General features: G+C 69.7%; 14 protein-coding genes. 5 read left to right on the forward strand and 9 right to left on the reverse strand.

What is annotated here, in order from left to right; all coding sequences use genetic code 11:
- The first annotated feature begins 314 nt into the window (after window positions 1-314).
- The 3 genes from EV138_RS13220 (at window position 315) to aceB (ending at window position 3,374) form a co-directional block, all read left to right on the forward strand.
- The gene (locus tag EV138_RS13220; protein ID WP_133979104.1) at window positions 315-872 is read left to right on the forward strand and encodes a TetR/AcrR family transcriptional regulator; all 558 of its coding nucleotides are present in this window, start codon (window positions 315-317) and stop codon (window positions 870-872) included.
- Window positions 869-1,732: an LLM class F420-dependent oxidoreductase gene (locus EV138_RS13225; protein ID WP_133979106.1), complete on the forward strand. Its 864-nt coding sequence runs from the start codon at window positions 869-871 to the stop codon at window positions 1,730-1,732. Before EV138_RS13220 ends, EV138_RS13225 begins: the two co-directional genes overlap by 4 nt.
- A 70-nt stretch (window positions 1,733-1,802) precedes the next feature.
- Complete coding sequence (gene aceB, locus EV138_RS13230) at window positions 1,803-3,374, forward strand: malate synthase A (protein ID WP_238158107.1); 1,572 nt, start codon at window positions 1,803-1,805, stop codon at window positions 3,372-3,374.
- Between the two features lie 9 nt (window positions 3,375-3,383).
- On the opposite strand, the gene EV138_RS13235 is transcribed toward aceB, so the two are convergent.
- Window positions 3,384-3,779, reverse strand: coding sequence for a cupin domain-containing protein (locus tag EV138_RS13235; protein WP_133979110.1), 396 nt, complete (start codon window positions 3,777-3,779; stop codon window positions 3,384-3,386).
- 84 nt (window positions 3,780-3,863) lie between these two features.
- Here EV138_RS13235 and EV138_RS13240 point away from each other — a divergent pair, with 84 nt between their 5' ends.
- On the forward strand, window positions 3,864-4,796 hold the full coding sequence (locus EV138_RS13240; RefSeq protein WP_133981885.1) for an aldo/keto reductase: 933 nt from the start codon (window positions 3,864-3,866) through the stop codon (window positions 4,794-4,796).
- Window positions 4,797-4,824: 28 nt separating this feature from the next.
- Window positions 4,825-5,166, forward strand: coding sequence for a YciI family protein (locus tag EV138_RS13245; protein ID WP_133979112.1), 342 nt, complete (start codon window positions 4,825-4,827; stop codon window positions 5,164-5,166).
- Between the two features lie 89 nt (window positions 5,167-5,255).
- Here the strand turns inward: EV138_RS13245 and EV138_RS13250 are convergent, their stop codons facing one another.
- The 8 genes from EV138_RS13250 to EV138_RS13285 form a co-directional block, all read right to left on the reverse strand.
- Window positions 5,256-6,419, reverse strand: coding sequence for a VWA domain-containing protein (locus EV138_RS13250; protein ID WP_133979114.1), 1,164 nt, complete (start codon window positions 6,417-6,419; stop codon window positions 5,256-5,258).
- Between the two features lie 5 nt (window positions 6,420-6,424).
- Complete coding sequence (locus tag EV138_RS13255) at window positions 6,425-8,689, reverse strand: DUF5682 family protein (protein ID WP_238158108.1); 2,265 nt, start codon at window positions 8,687-8,689, stop codon at window positions 6,425-6,427.
- On the reverse strand, window positions 8,686-9,765 hold the full coding sequence (locus tag EV138_RS13260; RefSeq protein WP_133979116.1) for an ATP-binding protein: 1,080 nt from the start codon (window positions 9,763-9,765) through the stop codon (window positions 8,686-8,688). The genes EV138_RS13255 and EV138_RS13260 overlap by 4 nt, the downstream gene beginning before the upstream one ends.
- Complete coding sequence (locus EV138_RS13265; protein WP_133979118.1) at window positions 9,762-11,162, reverse strand: DUF5691 domain-containing protein; 1,401 nt, start codon at window positions 11,160-11,162, stop codon at window positions 9,762-9,764. Before EV138_RS13265 ends, EV138_RS13260 begins: the two co-directional genes overlap by 4 nt.
- 115 nt (window positions 11,163-11,277) lie before the next feature.
- Window positions 11,278-12,588: an SWIM zinc finger family protein gene (locus EV138_RS13270; protein ID WP_133979120.1), complete on the reverse strand. Its 1,311-nt coding sequence runs from the start codon at window positions 12,586-12,588 to the stop codon at window positions 11,278-11,280.
- Window positions 12,589-12,658: 70 nt separating this feature from the next.
- Window positions 12,659-14,977 (reverse strand): MDR family MFS transporter, encoded by a 2,319-nt coding sequence (locus EV138_RS13275; RefSeq protein ID WP_238158109.1) that lies wholly within the window; start codon window positions 14,975-14,977, stop codon window positions 12,659-12,661.
- 354 nt (window positions 14,978-15,331) lie between these two features.
- Complete coding sequence (locus tag EV138_RS13280; RefSeq protein ID WP_238158110.1) at window positions 15,332-15,493, reverse strand: hypothetical protein; 162 nt, start codon at window positions 15,491-15,493, stop codon at window positions 15,332-15,334.
- 450 nt (window positions 15,494-15,943) lie between these two features.
- Window positions 15,944-16,315, reverse strand: coding sequence for a glyoxalase superfamily protein (locus EV138_RS13285; protein ID WP_133979124.1), 372 nt, complete (start codon window positions 16,313-16,315; stop codon window positions 15,944-15,946).
- Between the last annotated feature and the right edge of the window lie 19 nt (window positions 16,316-16,334).

Genomic DNA, 16,334 nt, shown 5'->3' on the forward strand with positions numbered 1-16,334 from the left:
CCTAGCCCCGCACCCCCACCCCCAGCCATTCGCCACCCGCTGCCCGACCTACTGGCACGATCGATCGAGCAACTACTGACGCGGGAGACGAGGACGGCCTGCTGTTGTGGCTACCGATGGCCTCGGGATTCGAGCACCGCGCTGATCATCAGGGACGGGCCGATCGCATCACGAAAGCACCGGGTGCGCTTGCGCGATTCAGGCGCGACGGAGGAGCGGCGTGTTGGGGTGGGTGGGTCGAGCGACCGACGAAGGAGAGTCGCGACGTGGGCTGTACGCACCGAGCTGTACCTACGGGTGGGTACAGTGATTGGGTGGAGACCGTTGAGCGGTTGATTCGTAGTACGCAGGAACTGCTCTGGGAGCGTGGGTACGTCGGCACCAGTCCGAAGGCGATTCAGCAAGCTGCCGATGCCGGGCAGGGGAGTATGTATCACCACTTCAGCGGGAAGGCCGAGCTTGCCAAGGCGGCGATCGAGCGGTCTGGGGCTGAGCTTCGGAGCGCCGCCGAGGAGCAGTTCGCCGGCGACGGCAGCGCGACCGAGCGGATCACGCAGTACCTCCGCCGCGATCGCGACGTGCTCAAGGGCTGCCGGATGGGCCGACTCACCTCCGACCCCGACGTGATGACCGACCCCGTACTCCGGGCGCCGGTCGACGAGACGTTCCAGTGGATCCGTTCGCGGCTGACCGAGATCATTGCCGAGGGCAAGCAGAACAAGGAGTATCCGGCCGGCCTCGACCCGGCGAAGACTGCGGCCACCATCGCCGCGGTACTGCAGGGTGGTTACGTGCTCGCCCGCGCGGCGAACTCGCCGGAGCCGTTCGACCAGGCGATCGAAGGACTCATCGACCTGCTGGGAGCGAAATGAAGATCGGCGCGATCCTCCCCCAGCTCGAGATCGGCGCGGATCCGGCGGTGGTCCGGCAGTGGGCCGAGACCGTCGAGACCGCCGGCTACAACCACATTCTCGCTTATGACCACGTGCTCGGCGCCAGCCCGGAGCACCGGCCGGGTTGGAGCGGGTACACCGACAAGTCCTTGTTTCACGAGGTTTTCGTCCTCTTCGGCTACCTGGCGGCGATCACGTCGACGGTCGAACTCGTGACCGGCGTACTCGTGCTTCCGCAACGCCAGACAGCCCTGGTCGCCAAGCAAGCCGCCGAGGTGGACGTGCTCAGCGGTGGGCGCCTTCGGCTCGGCGTCGGCATCGGCTGGAACCAGGTCGAGTACCAGGCGCTGGGTGTCCGGTTCGCGCAACGCGGCGCGCGCCTGACCGAGCAGGTCGACGTTCTGCGGAAGCTCTGGGCCGAGCCGATGATCTCGTACGACGGTGCGTTCCACCAGATCGAGGAGGCCGGGCTCAACCCGCTGCCGGGGCGCAGGATCCCGATCTGGTTCGGCGGCTCCGCCGAGGCCGTCCTGCGTCGGACGGGCGAGATCGGCGACGGCTGGCTGCCGCAGAACACACCCGATGACGAGGCTCGCGAACAGCTGGAGCGAGTCCGCGCGTACGCCGTCGCGGCGGGCCGCGATCCGGCCGAGATCGGCTTCGAGGCACGCCTGTCACTCGGCCGCGTCCCGGAGCAGGACTGGGCGGCGTACGCCGAAGACTGGCGCGCGCTCGGCGCCACCCACCTCGGCATCAACACCATGGGCATGGGGTTGAAAACCCCAGGAGACCACGCCGCCGTACTCCGCGACGTGCTCCCACTCCTCCGAGCCGACTAGCACAGCGGTCAGGGCTCGCGGAGGCTGCGGGTAGCGTGGCGGGGACGACTACGCGCGGATGGAGGACCAGGTGGCGATCGAGATTGCCGGGCCGATGCTGGAGCGGTACGACGAGATCTTGACCGAGCGGGCGCTGGAACTGATCGAGCGGTTGCACCGGGAGTTCGACGGCCGGCGGCTGGAACTGCTCGAGCAGCGCCGGGAGCGCGTCGCCGCGATCGCCGCCGGGGGAACGCTCGGTTTCCTGCCCGAGACCGCGGCCGTCCGCGACGACCCCGACTGGCGGGTCGCGCCACCCGCGCCGGGGCTGGTGGACCGGCGGGTCGAGATCACCGGGCCGACCGACCGGAAGATGACGATCAACGCACTCAACGCCGGCGCCAAGGTCTGGCTCGCCGACCAGGAGGACGCGAACACGCCGCTGTGGGAGAACGTCATCGGCGGCCAGCTCAACCTGCTCGACGCGGTGACCCGCAAGATCGACTTCAGCACCGACGCCGGCAAGTCGTACGAACTGGGGCCCGACGACGAGCTCGCCACGATCGTCGTGCGACCGCGCGGCTGGCACCTGCCGGAGAAGCACCTGCTGGTCGACGGTCAGCGGACGTCGGGCTCCCTGGTCGACTTCGCGCTGTACCTCGTCGCCTGCGGGCAACTCCAGCTCGATCGCGGCCTTGGCCCGTACTTCTACCTGCCGAAGATGGAGTCGCACCTCGAAGCGCGACTGTGGAACGACGTGTTCGTGGCGGCGCAGGAGTTCCTCGGGATGCCGCGCGGCACGATCCGGGCGACCGTCCTGATCGAGACGTACCCGGCCGCGTTCGAGATGGAAGAGATCCTGTACGAGCTTCGCGAGCACTCCGCCGGCTTGAACGCGGGCCGCTGGGACTTCATGTTCAGCGTGATCAAGACGTACCGGACCCGAGGTACGCAGTACCAATTGCCCGACCGGAACTCGGTGACCATGACCGTGCCGTTCATGCGCGCCTACACCGAGCTCCTGGTCCGCACCTGCCACAAGCGCGGGGCGCACGCGATCGGCGGGATGGCGGCGTTCATCCCGAGCAAGGATCCCGCGGTGAACGAGCAGGCCTTCGCCAAGGTGGACGCCGACAAGCGGCGTGAGGCCGGCGACGGGTTCGACGGCTCGTGGGTGGCGCACCCCGGCATGGTCGAGACCTGTCGCGCCGTCTTCGACGAGGTGCTCGGCTCCGAACCGAACCAGCTCGGCAAGCTTCGCGAGGACGTCCACGTCACCGCCGAGCAACTGCTGGACGTCGGCTCGACGCCTGGTCAGGTGACCGAGGCCGGGCTGCGGAGCAATGTCAGCGTGGCGATCCAGTACCTCGCGGCGTGGCTCGAGGGCACCGGCGCGGTCGGCATCTTCAACCTGATGGAGGATGCCGCCACCGCCGAGATCTCGCGCTCGCAGATCTGGCAGTGGCGCCACAACAAGGTCACCCTCGACACCGGCTCCGTCGTCACCGCCGACCTGGTCACCCAGATCGCCGACGAGGAGATCGCCAAGCTCGGCGACGATGCCACCCGCTTCGCCGCCGCCCGCGAAACCTTCCTCGAAGTAGCGCTCGCGGACGACTACACCGACTTCCTCACCCTCCCCGCCTACGAACGCTTCCCCTGATCGAGGCCGTCACACCCGGCGACGGGGGCCCTGGTCAGCGGGGAAAGTTCTCGATGTTGACGGTGGGGATGCCGCCGCCGGCCCGGCGATCACGGCGACGGAGGGCTCGTCGCCGGGGTTGCTCTCGCGATGGATGGTGAAGGCCGGTACATGGATGAAGTCGCCGGCGACGGCGTCCAGATAGCCGTCGCCACCGTCGAACTCCAGCCGGAGAATGCCCGACACGACGTACAAGCTGGTCTCGTTGCGGTCGTGATGGTGCCATCCCGAGATCGCGCCCGGCTGCGTCTCGACCTTCCCGGCCCACAGGATCGGCAGCTCGAACGCCTTCTTCCGCAGCATCCCGCTGGTCGGATCCGAGGCGACCAGCTCCACCTCGCGAATCACACGAACAGGCTCACTCATCCCCCTAGTCTGCGCCTCCAGCGGCCCGGCTGCAGTCGGGCGCGGGAAAGTGTCGGTGGGCAGATCTAGCGTGCTGGCGTGGAGATGGTGGAGCTCGGGCGGACGGGGTTGCGGGTCAGCCGGCTGGGGTTGGGGCTGGCTTCGCTCGGTGGGATGTTCGCGGCGGTGCCGGAGCAGCAGGCGATCGCAACCATCGATCGCGCCTGGGAGCTGGGCATCCGGCTCTTCGACACCGCTCCGATCTACGGGTACGGACTGTCCGAGCAGCGCGCCGGTCTGGCTCTCCGCGGACGGCCGCGCAACGCCTTCGTCCTCTGCAGCAAGGTCGGCCGGCTGATCGAGCCCGGCGGCCCCGACATCCAGCCGATCTGGGCCGATCCACCACCCGGTCTCGGCCCGCGCCTGGACTACTCGTACGCCGCGGTGCTGCGCTCGTTCGAGGAGAGCCTGACCCGGATGGGCATCGACCGCATCGACGTCCTGCACATCCATGACCCCGAGCTCGACTTCGTCACCGCGTCCACGGAGGCCTACCGAGCGCTCACCGAGCTCCGCGACCGCGGCACGATCAAGGCGCTCTCGCTCGGCGTGAACCACGCGGACATTGCGGCGCGCTTCGTGCGAGCGACCGGTCGAGGACCCGACTGCATCCTGCTCGCCGGCCGCTACACGCTGCTCGACCAGTCCGGCGCGGACGACCTCCTGCCGCTGTGCCGCGACCTCGGCATCCCGGTCCTCGCCGCCGGCGTCTTCCACGGTGGCGCCCTCACCACCCCCGCGCTGGCCCCACGCATCGAGCGACTGCGCACGCTTTGCCGACGGTACGGCGTACCGTTGCTGGCCGCCGCGGTTCAGTTTCCGTTGGGGCACCCGGCCGTGCCGGCCGTTGTCGTCGGGGCGCGGAGTCCGCAGGAGATCACGGAGGTGGCGCAGTTGCTCCACTGCGAGATTCCGGCCGAGCTCTGGGCCGCGCTGGAGCGGGAAGAACTGATTCCTGCGCGTGCCGCCACTGGTTAGCCGGAGCCGGAGTGGCTACGGTCGGTCCATGCGGTACATGCTCCTGCACAAGACGAACGACAAGCTCGAAGCGGGCCTGCCGCCCGACGCCGACGTGCTGGCGCGGGCGGACGCGGTGCTGGAGGAGATGCGGCAAGCCGGCGTACTGCTGATCGCGGAAGGGCTGATGCCGAGTTCGCGCGGCGCCCGGATCGCGTTTCCCGGCGGTGGTCCACGCGTCGTCGACGGACCGTTCACGGAGACCAAGGAACTGGTCGCCGGCGTCTCGATCATCCGGGTCGACTCCAAGGACGAAGCCGTCCGCTGGGCCCTCCGCTTCGCCGAGGCCGACCCGGGCACCGAAATCGACATCCTCGAACTGGCCGGCTGACCATCCGGCGCTCGCTGACCAGACTGGTCGGTGCCCGCCTTCGCGGTCCGCGCACCCGCCTCGTCGCGTCCGTGACTACATGCGAGCCATTACTCCGCGAGGTTCACGGCTGCCCAGGCGGTGATGTCTTCGTGGCGGATGGCCGCGGCCATCAGGTCGGGGAAGAGGTCCGGGGTGCACGCGAAGGTGGGGATGCCCAGGTCGGTGAGCGCCGCCGCGTTGTCACCGTCGTACGACGGGGCGCCCGAGTCGGCGAGTGCCAGCAGCGCGATCACCTGTACGCCGGACTCCACCAGCGAGCGAGCCCGGCGCAACAGTTCCTCCCGTACGCCGCCCTCGTACAGGTCGCTGATCAGTACCAGCACCGTCTCGGCCGGCCGCGCGATCAGTCCCTCGCAGTACGCCAAGGCGCGGTTGATGTCCGTCCCGCCGCCGAGCTGGGTTCCGAAGAGCACGTCGACCGGGTCGTCCAACTGGTCCGTCAGATCGACCACGGCCGTGTCGAAGACGACCAGGCTGGTCCGCAGCGCGCGCATCGAGCCCAGTACGGCACCGAACAGACTCGCGTAGACGACCGATTCGGCCATCGACCCGGACTGGTCGATCGCCAGCACGATGTCGCGCTGGACGCTGTGGTTACGCCGGGCGTAGCCGACCAGCCGGTCCGGCACGATCGTCCCGAGCGACGGCGAGAAGTGCTTCAGGTTGGCCCGGATCGTCCGGTCCCAGTCGATGTCCGAGTGCCGCGGCCGGCCGGTCCGCCCGGCGCGGTCGAGCGCACCGGTCACGGCCGCCCGCGTCCTCTCGGCCAGACGTTGCTCGAGCTCGGCGACGACTCGGCCGACCACCTCGCGCGCCGTCTGCTTGGTCTCCTCGGGCATCACTTCGTTCAATGCCAGCAACGTGGTGACCAGGTGGACGTCGGGCTCGACCGCGCCGAGGAGTTCGGGTTCCATCAGCAGCCGGGTGATCCCGAGTCGCTCGACCGCGTCGCGCTGCATCACTTGGACGACGGTGCTCGGGAAGTAGCCGCGGATGTCACCCAACCACCGCGCGACCCGAGGCGCCGACGAACCGAGGCCGGCCGACCGGCGCGTTCCGGTCTCGCCCGGCTCGGCGTCGTACAGGGCGGCGAGGGCCGCGTCGACCGACTTGTCGGCGGCCGACAACGTCGTACCGGTCTCCGGTTCGGCTTCGCTGCCGAGGACGAGGCGCCAGCGCCGCATCCGTTCGTCTTCGATGGCGATCTCCATCGCGGTCACACCCCCAGCAATCGGGCGACGGCCGGCAGCACCGTGGCGGCCAGTTCCTCGTCCAGTTCGTTGTCCTCGGCAACTACGCGGATGCGACCAGCAGGGCCGAGCCGGGAAGCCCGCGAGCCGATCGAGCGCCGCTCCGGTGGGGCGAAGGTGCCGAACGTCCTCCGCAGCAACGGCAGCACCTCGACGAAGTCGTCGTCGCGGATCCCCGCCAGCCACGAATCCACCAACGCCAGCAGATGCTCGTCGTGGATCAGCAGCAATCCACCACCGGCCAAGAACCCTTCGATGTAGCCGGCCGCATCGCCGGTCGGCGTACCGGGCGTCAGCACGCGGCCCAGTCGCAGCCCGACCTCGCGAGATTCCAGCCGGGACGTGTCGAGCATCAACCGGGTCAGCCGCCCGGCGATCAGCGGCGGCACCGACGGCCGATCGCTCAGCCCTTCCAGCGTCGCCAGCCATTCGCCGCGGACCTCGGCCGGCAGCAACGCCGTCGCGTCCTGGACGCCGTCGATCAACTCCAGCACCTTCGCCGCGGCCTCGGGGTCAAGCCCGTGCACGGTCCGCGCCAGCCCGGCACAGACCCGCGAAACCATCCGGCTCGCGACCGACCCGAGCCCGCCGGTGTCGCTGCCGCGCACATCGCCGTACCGCGCGGAGCGGGCCAATGCGGGCAGGGCAGCCATCAGGTGACCGACGTCGGCATCCTTGGCCGCCCTCGTATCCACCCCGGCCAGCAACGCCGGCAAAGCATCAGCCAGGTCAGCGAGCAACGAGCGCTCCAGGGCCGCCGTCACCGCAGCGAGCGTCGACGACTCGTCGGCGACCCTCAGCATCGTCGTGGTCGCCGCACCGAGCACCGTCGTACCGTGTGCGCCCGCAGCCACGAGATCCACCTCCAGCCCGGGATCCCAGCTCAGCGTCCACGTCTCGCGGAACGTCCCCTGGTTGCGGCGCTCGTCTGCCGTCGGCACACCCCAGTCGATCCCCAGGATCCGCAGCCGATGCAGCAGCCGCGACTTCTCCAGATCGTTCGGCTTCCGCAGATCGAGCTCGACCACCCGCTCCACGGCGTCCCGCTTCAGCCGCAACCGTCGCGCCTGCGCAGCCAGGTCCGCCGCGACCGGCGCTTGCGGAGTAGCAGCCGGTACGGCGCCCAGCAACTCGCCGACCACGGCTTCCCGTGTCACCAGGTCAAGCAGTACGTCGTTTCCCCCGCACATCACCGCACGAGTCGCCTCGGTGACTTCGCTCAGTCCGGCCAGCGGCCGCTCACGCAGAGCCGCCAGCGTTTCGGCCAGCCGGACCGCCTCGATCACGTGAGCGCTGGACACCGGCAGGTCCTCGGCTCGCAGTACCCGGGCAACCTTCGAGAGCCAGCGGGTGGTGATCTGGTCGGGCGCGGTGAACAGGTGGTGATACCAGCCCGGTGAGGTGACTCCCGCGCCGTACCCACTGGCCGTCGCCAGCCGGCCATGCGTCCACGGCACCCAGGTGCACGCGACCTTCCGCTTCGGCAGGCCTTTCAGGATGCGGGCATCGTGAGTTGCCGGCGGCAACGGCAGCTCCAAGGCAGGCACGTGCCACGCGCCGCAGACCACGGCGATCCGTTCGAAGCCCTCCTTCAAAGCCTTCCGGATCACCGTCCGCATGTAGGCCTCCCGTTGCGCCTCCCGGCCGGTCGCCTCCTCGCCGATGCGTAGCTCGCCCATCGCCTCGGCGATCACGGTGAACGGCTCGGCGCCGTCGCGCCGGTGCTCGATGACGTCGTCCCACCAACGCTCCGGATCGTCGTACCCACCCGCCTCGGCCAGCGTCGCCAGCGGATCGATCGACAGCCCGCGCCGGCCCGCCGACCCGGACGACGCGAACTGCTGCGCGGCCGGGAGATCACAGAACCGAACCGGTACGCCGGCCGCCAGCGCGTACCGGATCGCCTGCCACTCCGGGCTGAACACCGCGAACGGCCAGAACGCCGCCCGCGTCGAGTCGTCCACCGCGTACGCCAGCAACGCGACCGGCGGAACCATCTCCTCGTCACCCGCCAACTCGACGATCTTGTCGGCCTCGGGCGGACCCTCGATCAGCACGATGTCCGGGCGCAGTTCGGCGAGCGCGGTCGCCAACGCCCGCGCCGACCCCGGCCCGTGATGCCTGATCCCGAACAACCGAACCGGGCCCCGCGCCTCGGCGCCGGACTCGATCCCGGCGCCCTCGCCGGTGGGTTCGGTGCGCGGCCCGGTGTCGGGGTCGGTCGTAGTCATCCGCTGATGTCCCGGCAGGCGCGGTAGAAGTCGGACCAGCCTTCCCGCTCGCGCACCACCGTCTCGAGGTACTCCGACCAGACCACCCGGTCCGCCGACGGATCCTTCACCACCGCGCCGAGGATGCCGCCCGCCACGTCGTACGAGCGCAGCACTCCGTCGCCGAAGTGCGCGGCCAGCGCGAGTCCGCCCGTCACCACGCTGATCGCCTCTGCGGTCGAAAGCGTTCCCGAGGGCGACTTCACCGCAGTACGGCCGTCCTCCGTGCGACCAGCGCGCAACTCGCGGAACACCGTCACCACCCGGCGGATCTCAGCCAGGGCGTCGTCGGGCTGCGGCAACTCGAGCGACGACCCCAGCTGCGAGACGCGCCGCGAGACGATCTCCACCTCGTCCTCGGCCGAGTCCGGCAATGGCAGGACCACCGTGTTGAACCGGCGCCGCAACGCGCTCGACAACTCGTTGATGCCCTTGTCCCGGTCGTTCGCCGTCGCGATGACGTTGAATCCCTTGCGGGCCTGGACTTCCGTTCCCAGCTCGGCGATCGGCAGCGTCTTCTCCGACAGAATCGTGATCAGTGCATCCTGGACGTCCGACGGCATCCGGGTCAGCTCTTCGATCCGGGCGATCTTCGCGTCCGCCATCGCCCGGTGCACGGGACTCGGCACGAGCGCGGCCTCACTGGGGCCCTGGGCAATCAGTTGCGCGTAGTTCCAGCCGTACCGGATCGCCTCCTCGGCCGTGCCCGCCGTCCCCTGCACCAGCAGGGTGGAGTCGCCACTGATCGCCGCGGCCAGATGCTCACTCACCCAGGTCTTCGCGGTTCCCGGTACGCCGAGCAGCAGCAGCGCGCGATCCGTCGCCAGCGTCGCCACCGCGACCTCGACCAGCCGCCGCGGACCGACGTACTTCGGCGTGATCTCGACCTCGGCGGCTTTCCCGCCGAGCAGATAGGTCACCACCGCGGCCGGGGACATCCGCCAGGCCGGCGGCCGGGGCCGGTCGTCCGAGGCGATCAGCGCGGCCAGCTCGTCGGCGTACTCGTCCTCGGCGTGCGGCCGCAGTACTTCAGTCATGACAGCTCCTCGTACATTTCCCGGCGGAAGATCAGGGTCTCGACGAGACGCAGCCGCCAGGTGTCTTCCTCACCGGTCGGCTCGCGAGTGATCGGATGGTTCAGTACCTCGGGCGGTACGGCGCGGGCCGCGATGCTCGCCAGACGAGCCCACTTGCGGCCTGTTCCCACCTTCATGAGCAGGTCGAGCACCATTTGGCCGAGCGCCGGCGGCCACGGAACCGGCAACCCGCCGACCAGCTCCGCAAGATCGACCTGGGCGCGCAGTACTTCGAGCGCCGGCACCCATTCGTCGTCGGGCAGCACCCGCAGCAACTCGGCGATCCTGTTGCCCGTGGCAGCCTTGGTCTGCAGCAACGCACGAGCCCACTCGACGTTCCGCTCGCGCACGGCCGCTTCGGCCCAGGCCACCTGCAGTACTTCGGGAGCGCATCCCTCGACCGTCAGCTGCAGATACTCCGGCTCGGAGGCCGCCAGTGGCGCCGCGGCGAGGATCTGCCGGAACCACCAAGCGCGTTTGCCGATCCCCTCCTGCGGCTGCGGATCGATCCCGTCCCGCTGCATCGCCGCGTCGACCCGCGAGGGCAAGGTCACCGCGAGAACACCCTGACTGACCATCAGGTGCGACCTCACCCGCGCCGCCATCCGTTCGCCGTACTGCGAACCAGGCAGCCGCGCGAGCAAGGCGGCCGCGGCCCGGCGGACCTCCTTCGATCGGTCGTCGAGCGCCGCCTCGAAAAACTCCTCGTCCGCCAGGGACAACTCGCTGCCCAAGAGGGTAAGGAACTCGACCCTGGTCGGCGCCACCTCGGCCGGCCAGACCTCACGAAGGGCCTCCAGTGCGGCGATGGGATCGCGGCGACGCAACTCGCGCAACCAGCTCCGGCGCTGGATCGCGTTGCCGTGCGTCCAGATCTCGACCTTGTTGCTGTCAGCAACCGCTTCGTGCAGGAACCGCCACTCCGGGTTGAGCTCGGCGAGCCAACTCGCCCGCCGCCCGGCCGCCTTGACCACCAACGGCCTGTACTCCGAGCGTCCGCGGGCGTAGTCGGCCAGGGCGGGCAGGTGCTCGGGCGGCACCCCCCAGCCGCGGGCGTCGGCGGCCCGCAACCACTCCCCGAGCGCTGCCGTCTGGAACCCACCGAGCATCGCGGCCAGCCGTCGGACGGCGGCCCGGCGCGGCAAGGGTTTGTCCTCACCTGTTGCTTGCGGCAACGGCTCCAACCCTTCGAGCGGCTTCCGCCCCGCGCGTTTGTAGACGGTCGCTAGCGCTGCGGCGTCCAGCAGTCCACCGTCACCGAGCTGCTCCCGGATCGACTCCGGCAACTCGTCGAAATGCGCCGGCCGCCGCTCCGTCCCGAGCAACGCCGAACTCACCAACCCGTCCCAGCCCCTCACAACCCCGTCACCCTCCCGCCACCGCGGCCACTCGAGCCGGCGCCGCAGCTCAACGCGCCACCGCGCCGTCCACCCGCCCCTCGGCTCCCGACCCGGATCGCGAGCGGAGCCCGGCTCATGACAGCACCACCGGGCGGTCGGTGTGCCAGCAGGTCATCGGTTTGAAGCCCGCGCGATTCCACTCGCCGGCAACGGTGATCGGGTCGCCCGCCGAGACGGCGAGCAGCTTCCACGGATCCACGCCCGGCAGCAGTTCCAGCCCGCCGGTCTCGTCGACCAGGGCCCAGCCGTCGCCGTTGCGCGCTGGTCGCACATCGGCCAGCACCAAGGGCCAGCGTTCGTTCCACGGGTCGGCCGCGAGCGACTCGACGTACGAGGCCAGGGCCTGTTTCGCGGTGAAGCCGCTCGGGCGCGGCCCGGGCAGACGTGGCGCCGACTGGGTGAGCAGCGCGCGCATCGGCAGGACGCCGGGGTAGAAGGACAGTACGCCGGGGACGAGCTCGCCGGGGCGGCCCGGCAACGGATCGAGCTGGCGGCCACCCGCGGCGAAGTTCAGGATCAGGGCGAGTCTGCCGGTCGAAGCGCCGCGCAACCACACCCGCCGTACGGTCAGGTGGTCGTCGGGCTCGATCACGCGGCCGAGCACGAGCCAGTCGTCCTCGACCTTCTCGCCTTCGGCCAGCACTCGCGCGGTCTCGACGGTCCAGCCGATCCGCGACTGCACGGTGTCCGCGAGCGACGGCGGCAACTCCGCCAGCCGCGCATGGGCCGACACGGTGAGGTGGATCAGCGAGAGCTCCTCCAGCAGCTCACCCGGCCAACCGTGGCCCCGGCCGACGACGCCCGCCGCCCGGCGTACGGAACCTGCAACGCCCGGCGCCTGCGCGTCCACCATCCGCGCGGCGAGGCGGCTCAGCTCGGCGGACCCGCGCTGCTCGAAGCCGCTCAGCCCCTGCCGCACCTGATCGTCCAGCCAGCCGCGCAACTCGGCCATCCCACCCGCGACGCGCTCCATCCGGCGGGCCACCCGCTGCTGCGCCGCGAGCGGATCGACCACCTCACCAGGCTTCTTCTCCGCGCGCTCGGCCGCACGATCTGCTCGATTCGCGCGCTCTTCGACCCACTCGGTCACCCACGGCGGTTCGCTGCCGGCGGCGATCAGGTTCGTGGACCACTGCAGGAGCAGCCCGAGTGCGTGCTTGCAGGGGAACTTCCGGCTCGGGCAGCTACAGCGATACGCGGGACCGCTCAGGTCGACGATCGTCTGGTACGGCTTCTTGCCACTGCCCTGACAAAGCCCCCAGACAGCCCGCTCCGAACTGCCCTGCTCCGACCACTTGGCCGGATTCGCCTGGCTCTGCCCCGCCTTGGCCGAGGCGGCATCAGGGGCAAGCGCCAGCACCCGCTCGACATCCCAAGGCCCCACGACACCCCCAACCGCCTCTAGAGCAACCTGTGAGTCGAGAGCATGCCATCCGCCGCCGACAGCCGCTCCACTACCCGAAGGCCTGGCGCTCCTTCCCGTGGGTGGGATAGCCGTTGCCGTGGTCGACAGTGGCATCCGGGCGATGCGAGTTGATCGCCTGCGGAGGCGCAGCGGGCGGGGGTGGAGTAGCCGACAGACCATCGCGTACGGCGCCGAGCAGGCGCACCTCAACTGCTTCCAGCTCCGCGATGCGCTGCCTGATCGCCTCTTCTTCGAGCCGGGCCGCCGCCAGCAGCTCGTCGGCCTCGGTCTTCGCGGTCTCGCGGAGGTGATCGGCCGTCCGCTGGCTCGCACTCAGCACGCTCAGCTCGTACCGGCGCAGCTCTCCGACCAGCGCGCCCTGCTCACGTTGCGTGTCCAGCACCGGCGCCATCGGATGATCGCTCTCGACTCCGGGCAGCGTCTGCTCCAGCTCCGCAAGCTGCTGGTCGACCCGGGTGAACAGGTCGGCCACATCGGTCCGCATCTGCCGGATCACCGTTGCCGCCGCGTGAACCCGCTCGGTCGCCTCCCGCTCACGCTCCAACGCGGTCCGCTCAGCCGAGGCGATCACGTCCAGCGCGACGGCCGCTGCCCGCGACGCGTCGTCGTCGGGCACCGGCACGACACCTGGACTTCCCGCACCGGGCGCCGCCGCCGCGGCCAGATCCGCTTCAGGCAGCCCGTCCGCGGGCCCTGCGTCGGGATCGGTCATCGCGACGGTCCGGCGCAGCGGGACCTCGCGGATGAACAGCACCGCCAACAGACTCACCAGGGCGGCGCCGGCCGCGATGGCGAAGATGCGCCCGGTCGCATCGCCGTACGCATGCCGCACGATGGTCGCCAGCTGCGGCGGGAGCGCTCCGACATCCAGCACGCTCTTCCCCGACCCGTCCTGGAGCGCCTGACCGGCTTGAGCTCCGGCAGGGCCGAGAGCGCGCAGATTCGAGGTGATCAGGTCCGTCACCCTGGTCGCAAGGACCGCGCCGAGCACGGAGACTCCGACAGCACCACCGAGACTGCGGAAGAACGTGACCGAGGCGCTGGCAGCACCCACCTCGCTGACGTCGACGGTGTTCTGTACGGCGAGAACCAGGTTCTGCATCATCATGCCCATGCCCATGCCCATCCCGAGCATCCCGAGGCCGACGTACCAGTACGGGCTGGTGTGGTCGATCGTGCCCAGGACGGCGAGTCCCGCGACCAGGAACAGGCCGCCGAGGACGAGGTACCGCTTCCACTTGCCGAAGCGCGTGATGAGTTGTCCGGCCCCGACCGAGCCGACGAACGACCCGAACATCATGGGGATCGTCAGCAGCCCGGCCTCGGTGGCGCTGTAACCGCGGGCGATCTGGAAGTACTGGCCGAGGAAGACCGCACTGCCGAACATCGCGACGCCGACCGCGAGGCTGGCCAGGATCGCCAGCGCCGTGGTGCGCTCACGGACGACCTTCAGCGGTACGAGCGGCTCGCTGGCCTTGCTCTCGACGACGATCGCCAGGATGGCGAGAAGAGCAGCGCCGCCCAGGAACGCCGCGGTCTCGCGCGACCACCAGGGGAAGTGGTCGCCGGCGAAGGTGACCCAGATCAGCGGCAGGCTGGCGGCCGCGCTGATCAGCAGGGCGCCTGCGTAGTCCATCTTCACCTTGCGCTTGATCAGCGGGAGGTGGAGATAGCGCTGCAGAACGATGAGGCTGAGCACCGCGAGCGGCACACAGACGTAGAAGCACCAGCGCCAGCCGAGCCAGGAGGTGTCCACGATGACCCCGCCGAGCAGCGGACCGCTGACGGTGGCGACGGCGACGACGGCGCCCATGTAGCCGGAGTACCGGCCTCGGTCCCGGGGTGGGATCGCGGCGCCGATGATCGCCTGGGCCAGCGCCATCAGGCCGCCCATCGCGAGGCCTTGCAGGACCCGGGCGCCGATCAGGAACGGCACGTTGTGGGCCATCCCGGCCAGCGCCGAGCCGATCACGAACAGGACGATCGCCAGCTGCACCAGCAGCTTCTTGCTCATCAGGTCGGACAGCTTGCCCCAGACCGGGGTGGACACGGTCATCGCCAGCAGGCTGGCGGTGATCACCCAGGTGTACTGCGTCTGGGTGCCTTCGAGGTCGGCGATGATCGTCGGCAGGGCGTTGCTGACGATGGTCGAGCTGAGTACCGCGGTGAACAGCGCCGCCAGCAACCCGGCCAGGATCTCGAGGATCTCCCGGTGCGTCAGCTCAGGATCAGCCCGTACTCCGGTCGGCGCCGTCTCGGAGTCGGCCGGCGCTCCTGCGGGGCCTCCCGTGGGGCCTCCTGCTGCGGGCGGTCCTGCGGGCGGGACCAAGGTTTGCGTGGCAGACATCGGGTGTCCGTTCTCCTGCGCGATCGTTCGGCCGGCGCGGCTGATCGAGCCGCACCGGGGCGGAGGACGGCGGCCGGCACCTCGCCCTGCACGGACGAGGCCTCACCCGAACCACATTTGGTTGCAGGAGCCAACAATACGACCCGGCGTTTTCTTTTGAGACACCCACTGCCGCGGAAGGCGTTCTCCCCGTACCATCTCAGCCTGTTGAGTAATCAACAAAAGCCTCGGTGGAGCTGTCAGGGCCCACCGAGGCCCCTTCGCCCCACCTGCGGAGTCCCGCGCTCGAGCCCGGACCTGGGCGCGCGTGATGGCACGACCGCGCGCGACTGCCCGGCGTACGGACCGAAGGGGTCAGGGGGTGCGGACGGACTGCTGGTTCACCCAGACCAGGTGGCCGTGGTGGCTGACCAGGACCTCGTCGTCGCGATGGGACAGGGCCTGGCCGGCGATCCAGCGGCCGCCGATGCGGACCTGGACGTCGACGGGCCTGGCTGGAGAGGTGGCGACAGGCATGGCACTCGACTTCTTGACAGGGGCGGCAGCGGATTGACGGCGTCGTGGAGCACGGTGGGGGTGGTGGTGCAGATCGGTCATCTTCGTCCTCGGCAGGGACCGCAGTCGTCGACGCATCCAACGTCGGCTGGCTACTCAACCAAAGGCCACCTTACAACCGGTCACCAGCCTAGACCCAGCGGTAACTCGAAACGTCCGATGCTCGGGATCACCGATGGAATCCTCAACCAGGCAAGGACTTTCGAACCGTTCATCCAAAAGTCCACCTCAAGCCCCCTGCAACTTACTGACCAGTCAACAGCCCACGCCGGCCACCGAGGAGTTGCTTAGGGATCGGCAGCTCAGCAGCCACCCGGCGAGTAGCCGAGGCGATGACAGCTCAGCGTCAGCCCGTGGGTTTGAGCAGTTCGCAGCCAGCGCCAGCCGGGGAGGTGCTGAGGAGCCGGCGTTTCAGCGCCAGGTGGGGAGTTGTTGGAGGGACCAGCTGTTGCCGTCCGGGTCGTTGAAGAAGGCGAAGTTGCCCCAGGGGAACTCCTCGATGTCTGAGACCTCGACGCCGCGCTCGACCAGTTCGGCCCGGGCGGCGGCTACATCGGCGACGACGATCTGGAGGCCGCGGACCGAACCCGGTGCCGCCTGCGGCAACCCGGTGCCGATGGCGATCGAGCAGGCCGATCCCGGGGGTGTGAGCTGGACGAAGCGCAGCTCGTCGGTGACCTGGTGGTCGTGGTCGGCATGGAATCCGACCTGCTCGGTGTAGAACGCCTTCGCCCGGTCCACGTCGGACACCGGTACCGAGACGAGTTCCAGCTTCCAGTCCATCTTGTTCCCTCCCGGAGAT

The organism is Kribbella voronezhensis, from assembly GCF_004365175.1.
GTDB classification, from domain to species: Bacteria; Actinomycetota; Actinomycetes; order Propionibacteriales; family Kribbellaceae; genus Kribbella; species Kribbella voronezhensis.